The organism is Kitasatospora sp. NPDC036993 (genome assembly GCF_055607525.1).
The window spans coordinates 1-18,439 of the sequence record NZ_JBVJRP010000017.1 but is presented as its reverse complement, the minus strand read 5'-3'; the positions used below and the strand labels follow the sequence as shown (position 1 = coordinate 18,439).

Here is an 18,439-nt window from a genome sequence, read left to right as displayed (position 1 = left end):
ACGCCCGGCCGGCAAGGACCCGAGGGACAGGCCCTGCACCGTCACCGGACCGCGGACCCCGTCGCACGCACAGGAAGGCGAAGGATGAGCACGAGCCCGAGCTCCCGCACGGAGCTGCTGCAGCGACGCCTGCGCGGCTTGACGAAGAAGCGGCAGGATGGGATCGCCCCGGTGCCCCGGGACGGCGCACTCCCGCTGTCGTTCGCGCAGCACCGGATGTGGGTGCTCGACCGGCTCAGGCCCGGCGGCACCGAGTACCTGATGCCGCTGCTGCTGCGGCTGCCAGGACCGGTGGACCGGGTGGCGCTGCGGCGGGCGCTGGACGCACTGGTCGCCCGGCACGAGGTGCTGCGCACCCGCTACCCGGCCGTGGACGACGAGCCGGTGCTGGTGATCGACGCCCCGGGGCCGATCGCCCTGACCACCGTCGACCTGGGGTCCGCCGAGCCGGAGCGGTGGGAGCAGCCGGAGCCGGCGGAGCGGCGGCTCGCCGAGCTGGTGGCCGAGGACGGCCGGCGGCCGTTCGACCTGGCCGCCGAGCACCCCGTCCGGGCGCTGCTCGCCCGGCTCGCCGGCGATGAGTGCGCACTGTTGCTGACCATCCATCACATCGCCTCGGACGGCTGGTCGGAGGACGTCCTTCTCGGCGAACTCGGGCAGCTCTACGAGGCGTACGCGGCCGGCCGGCCGAGCCCGCTCGACCCGCCCGCCGTACAGTACGCGGACTTCGCCGCCTGGCAGCGCGCCCACCTGTCCGGCGACCGGCTGGCCGGTCAACTCGCCTACTGGCGCGGCGCCCTGGCCGACCTCACGCCGCTCGATCTGCCGACCGACCGGCCCCGCGGTCCGGTCCGGGACGCCGCCGGCGCCATCGAGACGTTCACCGTACCGGCCGAACTGGCCGATCCCCTGGTGGAGTTGGGCCGCGCCCAGGGCGCCACCCCGTTCATGGTGTTCCTGGCCGCCTTCCAGCTGCTGCTCGGCCGCGGCTGCGGGCAGAGCGACGTCGTGGTCGGCACCCCGGTCGCGGGCCGGGAGCAGGCCGACACCCAGCCCATGGTGGGCCTGTTCGCCAACACCGTCGCACTGCGCACCGACCTCTCCGGCGACCCGTCCTTCCTCGACCTGCTCGGCCGCGTCCGGGAGACCGCGCTCGGCGCGTTCACCCACCAGGAGACCCCGTTCGAGCGGCTGGTCGACGAGCTGGCGCCCGAGCGCGACCCCTCCCGCAACCCGATCTTCCAGGTGGTCTTCCAGCTCGCCGCGCACACCCAGGCCGAGCCGGGCGCGCTGCGCGCCGAGCAGCGGCCGGTCGACTGGCACACCGCCAAGTTCGACCTCACCCTCGCGCTCACCACCACCGCCGACGGCTCCGTCACCGGCGAACTGGAGTACGCCACCGCGCTGTTCGACCGGGCGACGATCGAGCGGACCATCGGGCACTACCTGCGGCTGCTGGCCGGCATCGCCGCCGAGCCAGGACGGCCGGTCGGCCGGCTCGACCTGCTGCCCGCCGCCGAACGCGAACTCCTCGCCTCCTGGGGCGGATCCGGCCGCAGCTACCCCGCCGAGGAGACCCTGCCCGAGGTCTTCCGGCAGTGGGCCGAGCGCACCCCCGACGCCCTCGCCGCCACCTGCGACGGCGTCTCGCTGACGTACGCGGAACTGAACGCCGGGGCCAACCGCCTCGCCCACCGGCTGCGCGCGCTCGGCGCCGGCCCGGAGAGCCTGGTCGGCGTGCGCTGCGACCGCGGGCTCGACCTCGTGGTGGCCCTGCTCGGCGTGCTCAAGTCCGGCGCGGGCTACCTCCCGCTGGACCCGGGCCAGCCGGCCGACCGGCTCGCCTACATCCTCGCCGACGCCGGGGTGACCGCCCTGGTCACCGACCGGAGCACGGGCGAGGAGACGGTCACCACCCTGCTGCTCGACGAGACCGGCCAGGACTGGCCCGACACCGACCCGGCCCCGCGGGCGGATCCCGGCAACACCGCCTACGTCATCTACACCTCCGGCTCCACCGGAGCCCCCAAGGGCGTCCCGGTCACCCACGCCAACGTGCTGCGCCTGCTGCGCTCCTGCCAGGAGGACTTCGGCTTCGGCCCCGAGGACGTGTGGACGCTGTTCCACTCCTACGCCTTCGACTTCTCGGTCTGGGAGCTGTGGGGCGCGCTGCTGAACGGCGGCCGGGCCGTGGTGGTGCCGTTCGCCGTCTCGCGCTCGCCGCAGGACTTCCTCGACCTGCTGGTCACCGAGCGCGTCACCGTGCTCAACCAGACCCCCTCCGCCTTCCGCGGCCTCCAGGAGGCCGTCGCGCTGGCCGGCCTCGGGCCGGAGGCGCTCTCGCTGCGGACCGTCGTCTTCGGCGGCGAGGCGCTGGACGTGGCCGAACTGGCGCCCTGGTTCGACCGGTTCGGCGACCGGCGGCCCGTCCTGGTCAACATGTACGGCATCACCGAGACCACCGTCCACGTCACCTACCGCCCGGTGCGGGCCGAGGAGACCGGCGGTGCCAGGCGCAGCCCGATCGGCCGCCCGCTCGGCGACCTGCGGCTCCACCTCCTCGACGCGGACCTCAACCCGGTGCCGATCGGCGTCCGGGGCCAGCTCCACGTCTCGGGCCCAGGACTCGCCCGCGGCTACCTGCACCGCCCGGCGCTGACCGCCGAGCGCTTCCTGCCCGACCCGTACGCCACCACCCCGGGCGCCAGGATGTACCGCACCGGCGACCTCGCCCGCTACGGCGCCGACGGCGAACTGGAGTTCACCGGCCGGGCCGACGCCCAGCTGAAGATCCGCGGCCACCGGATCGAACCCGGCGAGATCGAGGCGGCCATCGGCGCGCTCCCCGGGGTGGAGACCAGCCTGGTGATCGCGCACCGCCGCCCCGACGAGCGGGAGGCCCGGCTGGTCGCGTACGTCGTGCCCGGGGCGGGCCGCACCCTCGACGTGGCGGAGCTGCGCGCCGCCCTCGGCCGCACGCTGCTCGGCTACATGGTGCCGGCGATCCTCGTCCCGCTGGACGCCTTCCCGATGACGGCCAACGGCAAGATCGACCGCCGCGCCCTGCCCGCCCCCGAAGCCCACCGCGGCCTCGGCGGCCCCGAACACGTCGCCCCGCGGACCGGCACGGAGCAGACCGTCGCCGAGACCTGGGCCGAGGTGCTGCGACTGCCCCGGGTCGGCGCCCTCGACAACTTCTTCCACCTGGGCGGCGACTCGATCCGGGCGATCAAGGTCGTCGGCGCGCTGCGGCGGCGCGGGATCGACCTGACGGTGCAGAACCTGCTCGTCCACCAGAGCGTCGAGGGCCTGGCCCGGTTCGCCGACCTCGCCAGGCCCGGCGGACCCGCCAGCGTGGAGGAGCAGCGGGTGGCGCCGTTCGCGCTGCTCCCGGACGCCGACCGCGCCGCCCTTCCGCCCGGCCTGGTGGACGCCTACCCGCTCGCCATGGTGCAGGCCGCGATGGTCTACCAGATGCTCGCGGACCGGGACGAGAGCCCCTACCACAACATCACGCTCTTCCCGTTCGTCGACGACGCGCCGTTCGCGCTGCCCGCGCTGCGGGAGGCCGCCGCCCTGCTCGTCCGGCGGCACGAGATCCTGCGCACCGCCTTCGACCTCACCGGCTACTCCGAGCCGCTCCAGCTCGTCCACGCCGACGCGACCCTGGAGGTCGGCTACGACGACCTGCGCGGGCTCGACGAGGAGCGGGTCAGCGCCGAGCTGGCGGAGTTCACCGCCCGGACCCGCCGGACGCCCTTCGACGTCGGCCGGGCGCCGATGCTGCGCTTCCACGTCCACCAGACCGCCGACGACCGCTGGACGTTCTCCTTCATCGAGTGCCACGCGATCCTCGACGGCTGGAGCCACCACTCGCTGATCGACGAGGTGATGCGCGACTACCGGGCGATCCGCGCCGGGCAGGCCCCGGCCGCCGCCGGGCAGCGGCACACCGTCCGCTACGCCGACCACATCGCGCTGGAGCGGCGCTCCCTCGCCAGTGCCGAGGACCGGACGTTCTGGCAGCAGGGGGTGGCCGGCTTCGAGCGCGTCGTGCTGCCGCCGTCCTGGGCCGCCGATCCGGCGGCCGGCGAGCAGCCGTACCAGGTCGCCGTTCCGTTCCGCGACCTGGAGCCCGGCCTGCGCGCTCTGGCCGCCGCCGCCGGGGTGCCGCTCAAGAGCGTGCTGTTCGCCGCGCACCTGAAGGCGATGGCCACGATCAGCGGCAGCCACCGCTTCCACAGCGGACTGGTCTTCAACGGCCGCCTGGAGACGGAGGGCGGCGAGCTGGTGCGCGGCATGCACCTGAACACCGTGCCGCTCGGCGTCGAACTGACCGGCGGCACGTGGCGCGAGCTGGTGGGGCGGGTCTTCGCCGCCGAGGTGGCGGCCTGGCCGCACCGCCGCTTCCCGCTGCCCGAGATGCAGCGCGCCTGGGGCGACGGCACCCCGCTGATCGAGGTGTCCTTCACCTACCTGGACTTCCACGTGCTGGACGACCGGCAGATCGAGTCCGACAAGGTCGTCGACGTCAGCCCCAACGAGTTCGCGCTGGACGCCTCGACCTTCCCCGGCGTGTTCGTCCTCTACGGCCGCCCCGAGCGGATCAGCCGTGCCAACGGGCAGCGGCTGGCCGGGCTGTACCGGCGGATCCTGGAGGCGATGGCCGCCGACCCGCAGGGCGACGCCGGGGCCGACGCCCTCGCCGCCGAGGAGCGTGAACTGCTGGACCGCTACGCGACCGGGCCCCGGACGGCGGTCCCGGACGCCTGCGTGCACGAGCTGTTCGAGCGGCAGGCCGCCCGCACCCCGGACGCCGTCGCGCTGCACCGCGCCGACGGCGGCACCGTCGACTACGCCGGACTCAACGCCCGGGCCAACCGGATCGCCCGGCGGCTGCGCGGGCTCGGCGTCGGCCCCGAGTCCAAGGTCGGCGTGCTGCTGCGCCGGGGCCCCGACCTGGTCGCGGCGCTGCTCGGGGTGCTCAAGGCCGGTGCCGCCTACCTGCCACTCGACCCGGCCCACCCCGCCCGGCGGCTGACCGGGGTGCTCACCGAGACCGGCGCCGCGGCCGTCCTCACCCAGGAGGAGCTGGCCGGCCTGGTCGCCGGCCACCCCGCCGGGACGGTGCTGCTCGACCGCGACGCGGAACTCGACGCGCTGGACCCGGGCGACCTCGGCCCGGTCGCCACGCCCGGCAACCTGGCCTACATCGTCTACACCTCGGGCTCCACCGGCACCCCCAAGGGCGTGATGATCGAGCACCGCTCCCTGGTCAACTACGCCTCCTGGGCGGCGGCCGAGTTCCCGGACGTGCGCGGCACCGGCTCCCCGCTGTACTCCGCGATGACCTTCGACCTGCCGGTCACCTCGCTCTTCCCCGCCCTGCTGTCCGGCCGGCCGGTCACCCTCACCGAGGACGACGGCACCCCCGGCCTGGACGGCCTGGTGGCCGCCCTGGAACGCGGCGGATTCGGCCTGGTCAAGCTGACCCCGACGCACCTGGCGCTGCTCAACCAGACCCTGGCGCCCGCCGCGCTCGCCGCCGCCACCGACCGGCTGGTGGTGGGCGGCGAGGAACTCACCCGCGAGGCGCTCAGCGCCTGGACCGAACACGCCCCGGCCACGGCGGTGGTCAACCACTACGGCCCGACCGAGGCCACCGTCGGCTGCTGCATCCTGAAGTCCACGGCCGACCGGCTTCCCGCGGGCCCGGTGCCGATCGGCCGGCCGGTGGCCAACACCGTGATGCGGATCCTCGACCGCGATCTGAGGCTCGTCCCGGCCGGCGTCACGGGCGAGCTGTACATCGGCGGCGCCCAGCTGGCCCGCGGCTACGCCGAGCGGCCCGGGCTGACCGCCGACCGCTTCGTCCCCGACCCGTACGCGGCGGTGCCGGGCGCCCGGCTCTACCGCACCGGCGACCTGGCCCGCCACCGGGAGGACGGCCTGCTGGAGTTCGGCGGCCGGGCCGACAACCAGGTGAAGATCCGCGGCTACCGGGTCGAGCCCGGCGAGGTGGAGGGCGTGCTCCGCCGCCACCCGGCGGTCCGTGAGACCACCGTCCGGGTGCGCACCGCGCCCGGCGGCGACCGCAGCCTGGTCGCCTACGTGGTGCCGCGCGACGGCACGGTCACCGGGGCCGCCGAGCTGCGGGACTGGCTGCTCGGCCACCTGCCCGAGTACCTCGTCCCGTCCGGCTTCGTCCTGCTGGACGCCCTGCCGCTCACCCCGAGCGGCAAGGTCGACCCGGGCGCCCTGCCCGAGCCCGACGCCGACAGCCTCCCCGCCACCCCGTACCTGGCGCCGCGCACCGCGGTCGAGGGCCTGCTGGCGGCGGCCCTCGCCGAGGTGCTCGGCCTGCCCAGGATCGGCGTGGACGACTCCTTCACCGACCTCGGCCTGCATTCGCTGATCGCGATGCGGGTGATCGTCAGGCTCCGCGAGGAGCACGGGACGGCGGTCGCCTTCCGGGACTTCTACCAGCACCGCACGGTCGCCGAGCTGGCCCGGGCGATCGACCCCGCCGTCGCCGCCGACCTCGCGCCCGCCCGCGCCGCCGACCCGGCGCACGCCGCGGACGGCCTCGCGGACTCCGTGCTGTGGCTGCGGCGCGAGGGTGACCGGGCACCGCTGTTCTGCGTCTACCCGGGCGGCGCCCAGTGGTACGTCCACCTCGCCGAACACCTCGCCGAGGACCGGCAGGTGGTCGGCCTGGAGTGGCCGGGGCTGCACCGCGACGTCGCCTCCCCGCAGAGCATCGGCAGCGTCGCCGAGCAGTTCCTCGGACGGATCCGGGCCATCCGGCCCACCGGCCCGTACCACCTGCTGGGCTGGTGCGGCGCCGGACCGGTCACCAGCGAACTGGCGCACCGGCTGCACCGCGACGGCGAACAGGTCACCTTCGCCCTGCTCGACCCCGCCCTGGACAGCCACACCCGCAGGAACCTGTGGGAGGAGGTGGCGATGTTCGCCCGCGGCGAGAGCCTGCTCGGCGAACTCGACCTGGCGGTGGGGGAGGAGGAGATCGCCCTCCTCCAGGGGGAGTTCCTCAAGGTGCTGGACTACGTCATCGACGAGGGCGCCCGGCTGGCGCCCCGGCCCGGTGACACCTTCTGGGCGGGCCGGCTCAAGGTCTGGCGCGAGCTGGCCCAGGCCACCCTCGGCTACCGGCACCGGCCCTACCCGGGGCGGATGCACCTGCTGGCCGGCGACGAACTCGCGGGCGGCGGGCACGACGTGGCCTCCGGCCAGCCCTTCAGGGACTACCTGGCGCGCTGGACCGAGCTGACCCCCGGCGGCCTGGAGCTGCACCGGGTCGGCGGCGACCACCTCGGTGTGCTGCGTCCGCCGCACGTCGCGGGGCTCGCCGAGGTGCTCGACCGGCTGATGGCGGAGACGGACTGACGGTCGCAGGGAAGGGCGGCTCCCCGCGGCTCCGCCGCGGGGAGCCGCCCTTCCGCGCGCCCGCGGCCGGACACGCCGAAGGGGCCGCCTCCCGGTGGATTCCGGGAGGCGGCCCCTTCGCCGGGATCACTCCGGGCCGTCTCCCGCCGGGCCGCCGTCCTCCAGGCCGCCGTTCCCGGGGCCGCTGTCCTCCGGGCCGCCGACGCACCACTCCAGCACCGCGCGGGCGCTGTGGTACTTGTTCTCGGCCTGCTCGAAGGCGATCGAGGCGGGCCCGTCGAGCACCTCGGCGGTCACCTCGTCGCCGCGGTGCGCGGGCAGGTCGTGCATGAACAGCGCGCCGGGGCTGGCGTCCATGACGGCCTTGTCCACCCGGAACGGCTCGAAGGCGAGCCGCCAGTCGGGGTCGGCCTTCGTGGTGCCCGTGGTCTGCCAGCGGGTGCTGTAGACCACGTCGACCTCGGGCAGGTCGGCCATGTCGTGCCGCTGCTCCACCAGCGCGCCGCTGCCCGCCGCGTACTCGGCGGCCCGGTCGAGGTAGCGCCGCTCGACCCCGTAGCCGTCCGGGGTGCGCAGGTACAGCGCCGTCCCCGGGTAGCGGGACAGCGCCAGCGTCAGCGCCGAGGCGGTGTTGTTGCCCTCGCCGGCGTAGAGCACCCGCAGGCCCTCGATCCGCCCGAACCGGCCGAGCAGCGTGGTGAGGTCGGTGAGCGCCTGGGTGGGGTGCTCGGCGGCGCTCATCGCGTTGACGACGGCCATCCGCTCCTGGGCGGCGAAGGCCCGCAGCTCGGCCTCGCTGCCCGCGGTCCTGGCCACCAGCACGTCGAGCATCCGGGACAGCACGGCGGCGGTGTCCTCGACCGTCTCCCCGGTGTTCTCCTGGAGGTCGTCGGGGCCGTAGGTGATCAACCGGCCGCCCAGCCGCAGCGCTCCGGCCGAGAAGGCGGTACGGGTGCGGGTGGAGGTCCTGCGGAACAGGACGCCCACCACCGTGTCGCGCGGCAGGCGGGCGTCCTCGCGCCGGCCGGCGGCGAAGTCGGCGCCCCGCTGCACGATGCGGTGCATCTCCTCGAAGCCGAGGTCGTCGATCGAGATCAGGTGGCGGCGTGGCGGACGGGACATGGCCTTCTCCTTCCGTGACGGGACGGGATGTCAGATCGTTTGCAGGCCCTGCCGCAGTACGTCGAGGCCCCGGTCGAGCAGCGCGGGGTCGACGGTCAGCGGCGGCAGCAGCTTGACCACCTCGTCCGCACGGCCGCACAGTTCGACGATCAGCCCCTGCTCGAAGGCGTACCGCTGGAGCCGCTTGGCGCGCTCGGGGCCGCCGGCGGCCCCGAGGTCGATGCCGAGCGCCATCCCGAGCCCGCGCGTCACCAGGCCCTGCCCCAGCCCGTCCAGTTCGCCGCGGAACCGGTCCAGGCGGGCGGTCCCGGCGGCGAGCCCGGTGTGGAAGGAGTCCTGCCGCCACAGCTCGCAGGCCGCGGTGGCGGCGACGAAGGCCAGCTGGTTGCCGCGGAACGTCCCGGTGTGCTCACCAGGCTCCCAGGCGTCCAGCTCCCGTCTGAAGAGCACCAGCGACAGCGGAAGCCCGTAGCCGCTGAGCGACTTGGACAGCGTCACCACGTCCGGGGTGATCCCGGCGTGCTCGAAGCAGAAGAACCGGCCCGAGCGGCCGCAGCCCGCCTGGATCTCGTCGAGGATCAGCAGGATGCCGTGCCGCTCGGTGAGTTCGCGCAGGGCGCGCAGCCACCCGGCGCTCGCCGGGTAGACCCCGCCCTCCATCTGCATCGGCTCCAGGATCACCGCGGCCGGCAGGTCGACGCCCGAGGAGGAGTCGGCGAGCAGCCGTTCCAGGTACCCGATCGAGTCGAACGGGCCCTGCGGGCCGTCCTCGTAGGGGATGAACGTGACGTCCTGCCCGCTGACCCCGCCCGCCCGGCGGGCCCGGCGGCTGCCGGTCACCGCGAGCGAACCGCGCGACATGCCGTGGTACGCGCCGGTGAACGCGACCAGGCCGGTGCGGCCGGTCTGCTTGCGGGCGAGCTTGAGCGCGGCCTCCACGGCGTCGGTGCCGGTCGGGCCGGTGAACTGCGCCTTGTAGTCCAGCCCGCGGGGCCGCAGCACGGTGTCGGCGAAGGCGGCCAGGAACTCCCGCTTGGCCACGGTGTACATGTCCAGGCCGTGCGTGATGCCGTCGGCGGCGAGGTACTCGGCCACCCGGGCCTTGATGGCGTCGTTGTTGTGCCCGTAGTTGAGCGTCCCGGCGCCGCAGAAGAAGTCGATGAACGTACGGCCGTCCTCGGTGTGCAGCTCGGCGCCCTTGGCCCGCTCGAAGACGGCCGGGAACGTGCGGCAGTACAGCCGGACTTCCGACTCCAGCTCCTCGAAGACCTTGAACTCGTGCTCCGGCAAAGGCTCCTGGCCAGTGTTCCGGGTGTCCTGGGTGATGTCCATCAGGTCCTCTCGGCAGCGATCGAACCCGCGGTGGAGTGCTCGTGGCGCCGCCCACGGGTGGAGTGAGGGTTCGCCATGCCCGCCGGACGGACATCGGCAGGAGCAGCGTGTCGCCGGAGCACGGCCCGGTACCAGGGAACGAGCGGCAGCCCTCGGCGCCGGTGTCACTGCGCGTTTGTCCCGGTGCGGGGCCCGGTCCGGGTTCCGGGACCGGGACCCGCACCGGCCGGCGGGTCAGATCAGCCCGGTCCGCACGGCGTGGGCCACCGCGTGGGCCCTGTTGTGCACCTGGAGCTGGCCCATCAGCTCGTAGATCACGTTCTTGACGGTGTGCTTGGAGCAGCGCAGCGTCCGGGCGATGGCCTCGTTGCCGTGGCCGTCCGCCATCAGCCGCAGCACCTCGGTCTGGCGGCCGGTCAGCGGCGAGGTGCCCGGGTGCCCTCCGGGGCCGGGCGGCTCCGGCGACCCGTCGAGCAGGCAGGCCAGCACCGGGTGGGACAGCCGGCCCTCGCCGCGGTGGGCCGAGTGGACGGCCGCGGCCAGCCGGGCCGGTGTCGCCTCGGCGGACAGCAGGATGGCCCGCGCGCCCGCCCGCAGCGCCCGCAGCGCGCTGTGCCGGGACAGCACGTCGGCCACCACCACCAGCAGCCGCTCACCACCGCCTGGCAACGCGGGGCGGCAGGCCTCGATCGCGCGCTCCGCGGTGTCGCCGACGGCCACCAGCACGTCCCGCGAGGACGGGTCCGGCGCGTGGTCGGGCCGGAGCCCCGCGACGGTCAGCTTGGCCTCCACCGCCGCCCGCGCCACCGCGTCGCTCGACCGCACCCGCACCCTGGGCCCCGCGGTGGGGAGGACGGCCGCCGGCGCGGCTGTCGTCGCCGCGATCACAGCAGACCCGCCCGCAGGGCGAAGGCCACCGCGTGGGCGCGGTTGCGGAGCCGGAACCGCCGGGTGACGTCGTGCACCACGGTGGTCACGGTGCGGGAGGAGTAGCACAGCTCCCGCGCGATCTCCTCGGTCTCCCGGCCGTCGGCGACCAGCCGCAGGACGGCCTGCTCCCGCTCCGACAGCTCCCACCCCGCCGGCGCCGCCGGCCCGCCCGCACCCGCCCGGCGGGTGCCACCCGCCTCCCGGTGCTCCAGGAGCCCGTCCAGCAGGTCGGGCGGCAGCGTGCAGTCGCCGGCGGCGGCCGCCACGACCGTCCACGCCAGCCGCTCGGCGGTCGCCTCGGAGCGGCGCAGCAGCCCCCGGGTGCCCGCCGTGAACGCCTGGACCGCGTCGCCGGCCGCCAGCTCCGTGGCGACCAGGACGACCTCCCGGCGCTGGTCCGCCTCCCGTGCCGCCCGCACCGTCTCCATCACCTGCGGGGTCACCCGGTCCACCATGATGACCGCGACCTGCGCCTGTTCCCCGGGCAGCGCCACCGCGATGTCGCCGTGACACTGCAAGCTGATCCGCGCACCGGCCTCCAGCACCGGGTCCTGCGCGACGACGCTGACTCTCACCGGATCGCCCATCGGCTCCTCCTCGGGATGTGGCCCCGTGCCCCCGACAGGAAGAGATCATGGACCGGTGGGCGCCCGGCGGCATCGGGTGACGGCCCCCAGATTTCCCGACCCGCCCGCGGGCCGGGCCGGCACCGGCCGCCGCCGACCTGCGCCGCCGCCCGTCCACGGCCCCCGCCGTCCGCCCGGCACTTGGCTGCCGGGCGGACGGCGGGGGCCGTACGGCCGTGGGGCGTGCCACCGCGCCCCCATCAGGGCCCGGGGAGAAACATGGGGGCGATGCCCCCATGAAGGGCGCCGGTGCTACGCCTCCTCGGCGAGCAGTGCCGCGACCTCCTCGTCGGAGAGCCCGGCGATCTCGTCCTCGACCGCCCGTTCGACGGCCTCCGCCTGGAGGGCGATGGTCGGCGCCTCGAAGAGCAGGCGCAGCGGCAGCTCGACCGCGAACGCCAGGCGCAGCCGGGCCAGCACCCGGGTGGCGAGCAGCGAGTGCCCGCCGAGGTCGAAGAAGCCGTCGTGCACGCCGATCCGGTCGAGGCCCAGGACCTCGCCCCAGGTCCGCGCGATCAGCTCCTCCGCGGGGGTGCGGGGCGCGAGGTAGTCGCGCTCCAGCTGCGGGCGGCCCGCCTCGGGGGCCGGAAGGGCCTTGCGGTCCACCTTCTTGCTGCTGGTGAGCGGCAGTTCGGGAAGTTCCACCCAGAGCGAGGGGATCATGTACTCGGGGAGCTGGTCGCCGAGGAAGGCGCGCAGGGCCGCGATGTCGGGGGCCGTGCCGTCCCGGGGGACGAGATAGGCCACCAGTCGGCGGTCGCCGGGCCGCAGGTCCCTGGCCACCACGGCGACCGCCCGGATCCCGGGGTGCTGGGCGAGCACCGCCTCGATCTCGCCGAGTTCGATCCGGAACCCCCGGATCTTGACCTGCTGGTCGATCCGGCCGAGGAACTCGATGACCCCGTCGGCCGCGTAGCGGACCAGGTCGCCGGTGCGGTACAGGCGGCCGGGCGCGGGCGAGAACGGGTCGGGGACGAAGCGCTCGGCGGTCAGCGCGGGCCTGCGGTGGTAGCCGCGGGCGACCCTGACCCCGCCGAGGTACAGCTCGCCGGGCACCCCGACCGGCACCGGGTTCAGGTCGGGATCGAGGACGTACGCCGTGGTGCCGGGCACCGGACGGCCGATCGGCAGCGTGGACTCCCCGCGGGCGCCCGGCAGTTCGCCGCTGACGGGGTGCAGGACGCAGGTGACGGTGGCCTCGGTCGGGCCGTAGTTGCACAGGAAGCGGGCGGGCAGGCCGGTGGCGGCCCAGTGCCGGGCGTCGTCCACCGTGACCACGTCGCTGCCGACGTTCATCAGCCGCAGCCGGTCCAGCCGGCGGTCGTCCGGCCCGAGGCCGGCGAGCAGTTCGCGGTAGTAGGCCGGGGTGATCTCCATGATCGTGACCCGGTGCTCGGCCAGCCGGTCCGCGAGTTCGGCCGGGCTCCAGAACAGCGGATCGCTCACCACCACGGTGGCACCGGCCAGCAGGGTGGCCGCGATCTGGTCCATGGCCACGTCGAAGGTGAGCGCCGACAGCAGCACGACGCGGTCGTCCGCGCCGATGTCGTAGGCCTCGGCGATGACCTCGCAGTGGTGGGCGTACGAGCCGTGCTGGATCAGCACGCCCTTGGGCTGTCCGGTGGACCCGGACGTGTAGATGACGTACGCGAGCTGCTCCGGATCGACGGTCACCGCCGGGGCCGTCGTCGGACGTTGTGCCAGCTCCGCGCGGTCGCCGTCCAGGCTGATCACCCGCGCCCGCCCGGCGGCCAGGCGGTCGGCGAACCGGCTGTGCGTCAGCACCGTCCCGGCCCCGGCGTCCGCCAGCATGAAGGCGAGCCGCTCGGCGGGGTGTTCGGGGTCGAACGGCACGTAGCAGCCGCCGGCCTTCAGGACGGCGAGCAGGGCGACCACGACATCGGGCCCGCGCTCCAGGCAGACCCCGACCACGCTCTCCTGGCCGACCCCGGAGGCCCGCAGGTGGTGCGCCAACTGGTTGGCCCTGGCGTCGAGTTCGGCATAGGTCAGACTGATCTCCGACCGGCCGGCGAAGACCACGGCGAGCGCGTCGGGCCGGGCGGCGGCCCGCGCCGAGAAGAGCTCGGGCACACAGCGCCCCGGCTGCCCGGCCGCGGTGCCGCGCCAGTCGGTGAGCAGCTGCCGCCGCTCCGGCTCCGTCAGCATCTCCAGCTCGCCGATCCGGGCGTCCGGCGTGTCGACGGCGCTGCGCAGCAGTCGCAGGTAGTGCTGGGCCATCCGCTGCACGGTGGACCGGTCGAAGAGCGCCGTGGAGTACTCGAAGGAGCAGGCGAGGGTGCCGTCCGGCCGCTCCTCGAAGGAGACGGTGAGGTCGAACTTGGCGACCCGCCAGTCGGCCTGGAGCTCCTCGACCTCGACGCCGTCGATCTCCAGCGGGCTCTGCCGGGTGTGCAGCAGCTCGAACATCACCTGGAACAGCGGGTTGCGGGACGGGTCGCGGTCGGGGCGCAGCTCGTCGACCAGCCGCTCGAACGGCAGGTCCTGGTGGGCGTAGGCCTGTACGGCGTCGGCCCGCACCCGGTCGAGCAGCCCGGCGAAGGTCGGTGCCCCCGACAGGTCGGCCCGCAGCACCACGGTGTTGACGAACAGGCCGGCCAGGTCCTCCGTCTCGGCGCGGGTGCGGCCGGCCACCGGGGTGCCGACCGCGAGGTCCGACTGCCCGCTGTAGCGCGCCAGCAGCACGTGGAACGCGGTGAGCAGGACCATGAACGGGGTCGCCGAACGGGCCCGGGCGACGGCCGCCACCGCCGCGCCGAGATCGGCGGGCACGTCGACGCCGAGCAGCTCGCCGCGCGGGTCGCGCACCGCGGGGCGCGGCCGGTCGGTGGGCAGCTCCAGCGGCTGGAGGCCGGCCAGCCGCTCCTTCCAGTAGGACAGTTGCGCCGAGACCACCGGCTCGTCCAGCCGGTCGCGCTGCCAGGCGGCGAAGTCGGCGTACTGCACGGCGGGTGCGGCGCCCGGCAGCGGCAGGCCGTGCGTGAGGCACTGGTAGTACCGCCCGATCTCGCCGGTCACCAGCTCCGTCGACCAGGCGTCGGTGGCGATGTGGTGGAACGTCAGGACGAGGTGCCACTCCTCGGCCGCGGTCCGCAGCAGCGCGGCCCGCAACGGCGGCTCGCGGTCGAGCGCGAACGGCCGGCCGGTCTCCCGGGCGAGCAGCTCGCGCAGCTCCCGCCCGGTCGAGCCGCGTACGTCCAGCGCGGCCAGGCCGAGCGGGCGCGCGGGGTCGATCACCTGCACGGGCACCCCGTCCGCCTCGGTGTACCGGGTGCGCAGCACCTCGTGCCGGGCCACCACGTGGTCCAGGGCCAGGCCGAGCGCCCGCTCGTCCAGCCGGCCGGTGAGCCGCAGCACGGTCGGCACCAGGTACTCGGCGCTGCCGGGCTCCAGCCGGTCGAGGAACCAGAGCCGCTGCTGCGCCGAGGAGAGCGGCAGCGGGCCGGTCCTGGGGGCGGGGGTGACGGGCGGCAGCTCGACGCCCCGGTAGCCGGCCTCGATCAGCTCGGCCAGCCGGGCCGGGGTGCGCAGGGCGAAGACCTGGGCGAGCGGCAGCTCGACGCCCAGCGCGTCGCGCAGCCGGAAGGCGACCCGGGTGGCGAGCAGCGAGTGCCCGCCGAGCGCGAAGAAGTCGTCCCCGGCGCCGACCCGCTCCAGCCCCAGGACCTCGGCGAAGACCGCGGCCAGGGTCTGTTCGACGGGGGAGCGCGGTGCGACGTACGCGCCCGCGGCCTCGGTCCGTCCGGTGTCGGGCACGGGCAGGGCCGCGCGGTCGACCTTGCCGCTCGCGGTCAGCGGGAGCGCGTCCAGCAGGACGAAGGCGGAGGGGATCATCGCCTCCGGCAGCCGGCCCGCCAGGTGCGACCGCAGCCGCTGCGCGTCGAGCACCGCCGCGGCCGCGGGCACCACGTGGGCGATCAGCCGGTGGTCCCCGTCGTCGCGGCGCTGCACGCCGACCACGGCCGCGGCGACGCCCGGGTGGGCGCACAGGACGCCCTCCACCTCGCCGGGTTCGATCCGCACCCCGCGGACCTTCAGCTGGCCGTCGATCCGGCCCAGGTACTCGATCCGGCCGTCGGCGCACCACCGTGCCCGGTCCCCGGTCCGGTAGAGCCGCTCGCCGGGCTGCCGCGGGAAGGGGCTGGGGGCGAACCGCTCGGCGGTCAGCCCGGGGCGGCCCAGGTAGCCGCGGGCCAGTCCGACGCCGACCACGCACAGCTCCCCGGGGACGCCGACCGGGGCGAGGTTGTCGTCCCGGTCGAGGACCAGGATCCGCAGGTTGTCCAGCGGCCGGCCGATGGAGACGATCCGGGCCGCGTCGTCGGCCCGGTAGCGCCAGGCGGTCACGTCGATCGAGCACTCGGTGGGCCCGTAGGTGTTGTACAGCTCCACCTTCACCCGGCTGAGCAGCCGGTCGCAGAGGCGGGCCGGCAGCGGCTCGCCGGCGCAGAACACCAGGCGCAGGCTGGTGCACCGGTCCAGGCCCGGCTGGTCGACCAGGGTGCTCAGGACCGACGGCACGAGCTGTAGCACGGTGACGTCGTGCTCGGCCACCGCCCGGAGCATCTCGGCCGGGTCGCGGTGGGCGCCGTCGGGCGCCAGCACGATCGTGGCGCCGCACACCAGCGGGGCCAGGAACTCCCACATCGCCGCGTCGAAGCCGATCGTGGTCTTCTGGAGGACCCGGTCGCCGGCCGCGAGGCCGTGCCGGTCGACGGTCCACAGCACCCGGTTGCGGATTCCCTCGTGGGGCACCAGCACGCCCTTGGGCAGGCCGGTCGATCCCGAGGTGTAGACGGCGTACGCGGCGCAGGCCGGGTCGACCGGCGGCAGCGCGGCGGGGTCGTAGCCGGCCAGGAAGGCCGGGTCCCCGCCGTCGAGGACGACGTGGGCCGGGAACTCCGGCAGGTCGTGCGAGGGGTCGGCGATCAGCAGGGCGGCCGCGCTGTCCCGGAGCAGGTGCTCGCGGCGGGCCGCCGGGTGCTCGGGGTCGACCGGGACGTAGACCGCGCCCGCCTTGAGGACCGCCAGCAGCGCGGTGACCAGGTCCGGGCCGCGGCGCAGGGCCACCGCCACCGGGACCTCGGGGCCGGCGCCGAGGCCGACCAGGTGGCGGGCCAGCCGGTTGGCGCGCCGGTCGAGCCGGCGGTACGTCAGCTCCTCGGCGCCGAAGACCACGGCGGTGGCCTCGGGGGTGAGCGCGGCCTGGTCGGCGAAGAGCTCGTGCAGGCAGCGGTCGGGGCGCGGCACCACCGGGCCGAGGCCGGCCTCGTCGAGGCGGTGGCGCTCGGGGGCGTCCAGCAGGTCGAAGCGGCTGAGCGGGCGCTCGGGATCGGCGGCCAGGCCCGCCAGCAGCCGGCCGTAGTGGTCCGCCAGCCGCTCCACGCTCTCCTGGTCGAACAGCGCGGTGGCGTACTCGAATCCGCAGCGCAGCGCGCCGTCGGGCAGTTCCTCGACCGACAGCATCAGGTCGAACTTGGCGACCGACGAGTCCACCGGGTACGGCTCGACCCGCAGGCCGTCCAGGGCGAACGGGTCGGGGGAGGCGTGCCGCAGCTCGAAGGCGACCTGGAAGAGCGGGTTGCGGGAGGTGTCCCGGTCGGGCGCGAGTTCGTCCACCAGGTGCTCGAACGGGAGGTCCTGGTGGGCGTAGGCGGCGAGCGCGCCGTCCCGGACCCGGCGGAGGAGGTCGGGGAAGGCCGGGTCGCCGGAGAGGTCGGCCCGCAGCACCAGGGTGTTGACGAAGAGCCCGACCAGGTCCTGGACCTCGGCCTGACCGCGACCGGAGACCGGGGTGCCCACCACGATGTCGGTCTGGCCGCTGTGGCGGGAGAGCAGCGTCTGGAAGGCGGCGAGCAGCACCATGAACGGGGTGGCGCCGTGCCGTCGCCCGACCCCGACCACCGCCCGCGCCACGTCGGCCGGAACGGTGCTGAAGTGGTCCCGGCCGCGCGGGTCCCGGGTGGCCGGGCGCGGCCGGTCGGTGGGGAGGTCCAGGGTGGCGGCGCCGGCCAGCCGCTCACGCCAGAAGGCGAGTTGGCCGGCCTGGGCGGGGCCGTCGGCCCAACCGCGCTGCCAGCCGGCGAAGTCCGCGTACCGCAGCGCCGGCGCGGTGAGCGGGGTGGGCGCGCCGGCCCGGAACGCCGCGTACAGCGCGCCGAGTTCCCGTCCGATCACCTCGATGGACCGAGCGTCGGAGGCGATGTGATGGAGCGTCAGCAGGAAGAGGTGGTCCTCGGCGCCGATCCGGGCGAGCGTCGCGCGCACCGGGATCCCTCGCGAGAGGTCGAACGGGCGGCGCAGGTCGGCCGCCACCGTCTCGCGCAGCGCCCGGTCCCGTTCGGCCGGGCCGCCCGGCTCCTCGGCCAGGTCGAGCCACGCCACCGGCACTTCGCCCGGCGGATCGGTCAACTGCGTCAGCTCGCCCGCCCGTTCGACGTACCGGGTGCGCAGGATCTCGTGCCTGGCCACCAGTGCGTCCAGCGCCGCCCGCAGCGCGGGCACGTCCAGCGGCCCGCGCAGCCGCAGCGGCAGCGGCACCAGGTAGTCGGTGGCACCGGGCACCAGCCGGTCGAGGAACCACATCCGCTGCTGGGCGAAGGAGAGCGGCGCCGGCTGCCCGGGCGGCAGCGGGAGGACGGCGGGCCGGGCGCGGCCCGGGTCCGCCTCGATCAGCTCGGCCAGCCCGGCCACCGTCCGGGCGGCGAACACCTCGCTCAGCGGCAGCTCGGCCCCGAGCTCCTCGCGCAGCCGGAACGCGACCCGGGCGGCCAGCAGTGAGTGCCCGCCCAGCTCGAAGAAGTCGTCGTGCACCCCGATCCGCGACACGTCGAGGAACTCCGCCCAGACTCCCGCGACGGCGCCTTCCAGCGCGGTGCGCGGAGCCAGGTACTCGCGCTCCGAGGACGGCTGGTCGGGTGTGGGGAGGTTGTTGCGGTCGATTTTGCCGTTGGGGGTGAGGGGGAGGGTGGGGAGGGTGTGGTAGTGGGTGGGGAGCATGTGGG

General features: G+C 75.2%; 6 protein-coding genes. 1 reads left to right on the top strand and 5 read right to left on the bottom strand.

Going from position 1 to position 18,439, the window contains the following annotated elements:
- Positions 1 to 84: 84 nt before the first annotated feature.
- Entirely contained in the window at positions 85 to 7,407 is a 7,323-nt protein-coding gene (locus tag ACZ7C5_RS29850) for an amino acid adenylation domain-containing protein (protein ID WP_470323817.1), read from the top strand.
- Positions 7,408 to 7,533: 126 nt separating this feature from the next.
- Here the strand turns inward: ACZ7C5_RS29850 and ACZ7C5_RS29845 are convergent, their stop codons facing one another.
- From ACZ7C5_RS29845 to ACZ7C5_RS29825, 5 genes are all read right to left on the bottom strand, one after another.
- Positions 7,534 to 8,529, bottom strand: a complete 996-nt coding sequence (locus ACZ7C5_RS29845; RefSeq protein WP_401088206.1) for an ornithine carbamoyltransferase — start codon at positions 8,527 to 8,529, stop codon at positions 7,534 to 7,536.
- Positions 8,530 to 8,559: 30 nt separating this feature from the next.
- On the bottom strand, positions 8,560 to 9,861 hold the full coding sequence (gene ectB / locus ACZ7C5_RS29840) for a diaminobutyrate--2-oxoglutarate transaminase (protein ID WP_401088204.1): 1,302 nt from the start codon (positions 9,859 to 9,861) through the stop codon (positions 8,560 to 8,562).
- A gap of 234 nt (positions 9,862 to 10,095) precedes the next feature.
- Entirely contained in the window at positions 10,096 to 10,686 is a 591-nt protein-coding gene (locus tag ACZ7C5_RS29835; RefSeq protein WP_401088202.1) for a response regulator transcription factor, read from the bottom strand.
- A gap of 59 nt (positions 10,687 to 10,745) precedes the next feature.
- The gene (locus tag ACZ7C5_RS29830) at positions 10,746 to 11,378 is read right to left on the bottom strand and encodes a helix-turn-helix transcriptional regulator (RefSeq protein ID WP_401088200.1); all 633 of its coding nucleotides are present in this window, start codon (positions 11,376 to 11,378) and stop codon (positions 10,746 to 10,748) included.
- A 291-nt stretch (positions 11,379 to 11,669) separates the two neighbouring features.
- Positions 11,670 to 18,439: amino acid adenylation domain-containing protein (locus ACZ7C5_RS29825; RefSeq protein ID WP_470323816.1), on the bottom strand; the 6,770-nt coding region annotated here is incomplete at its 5' end.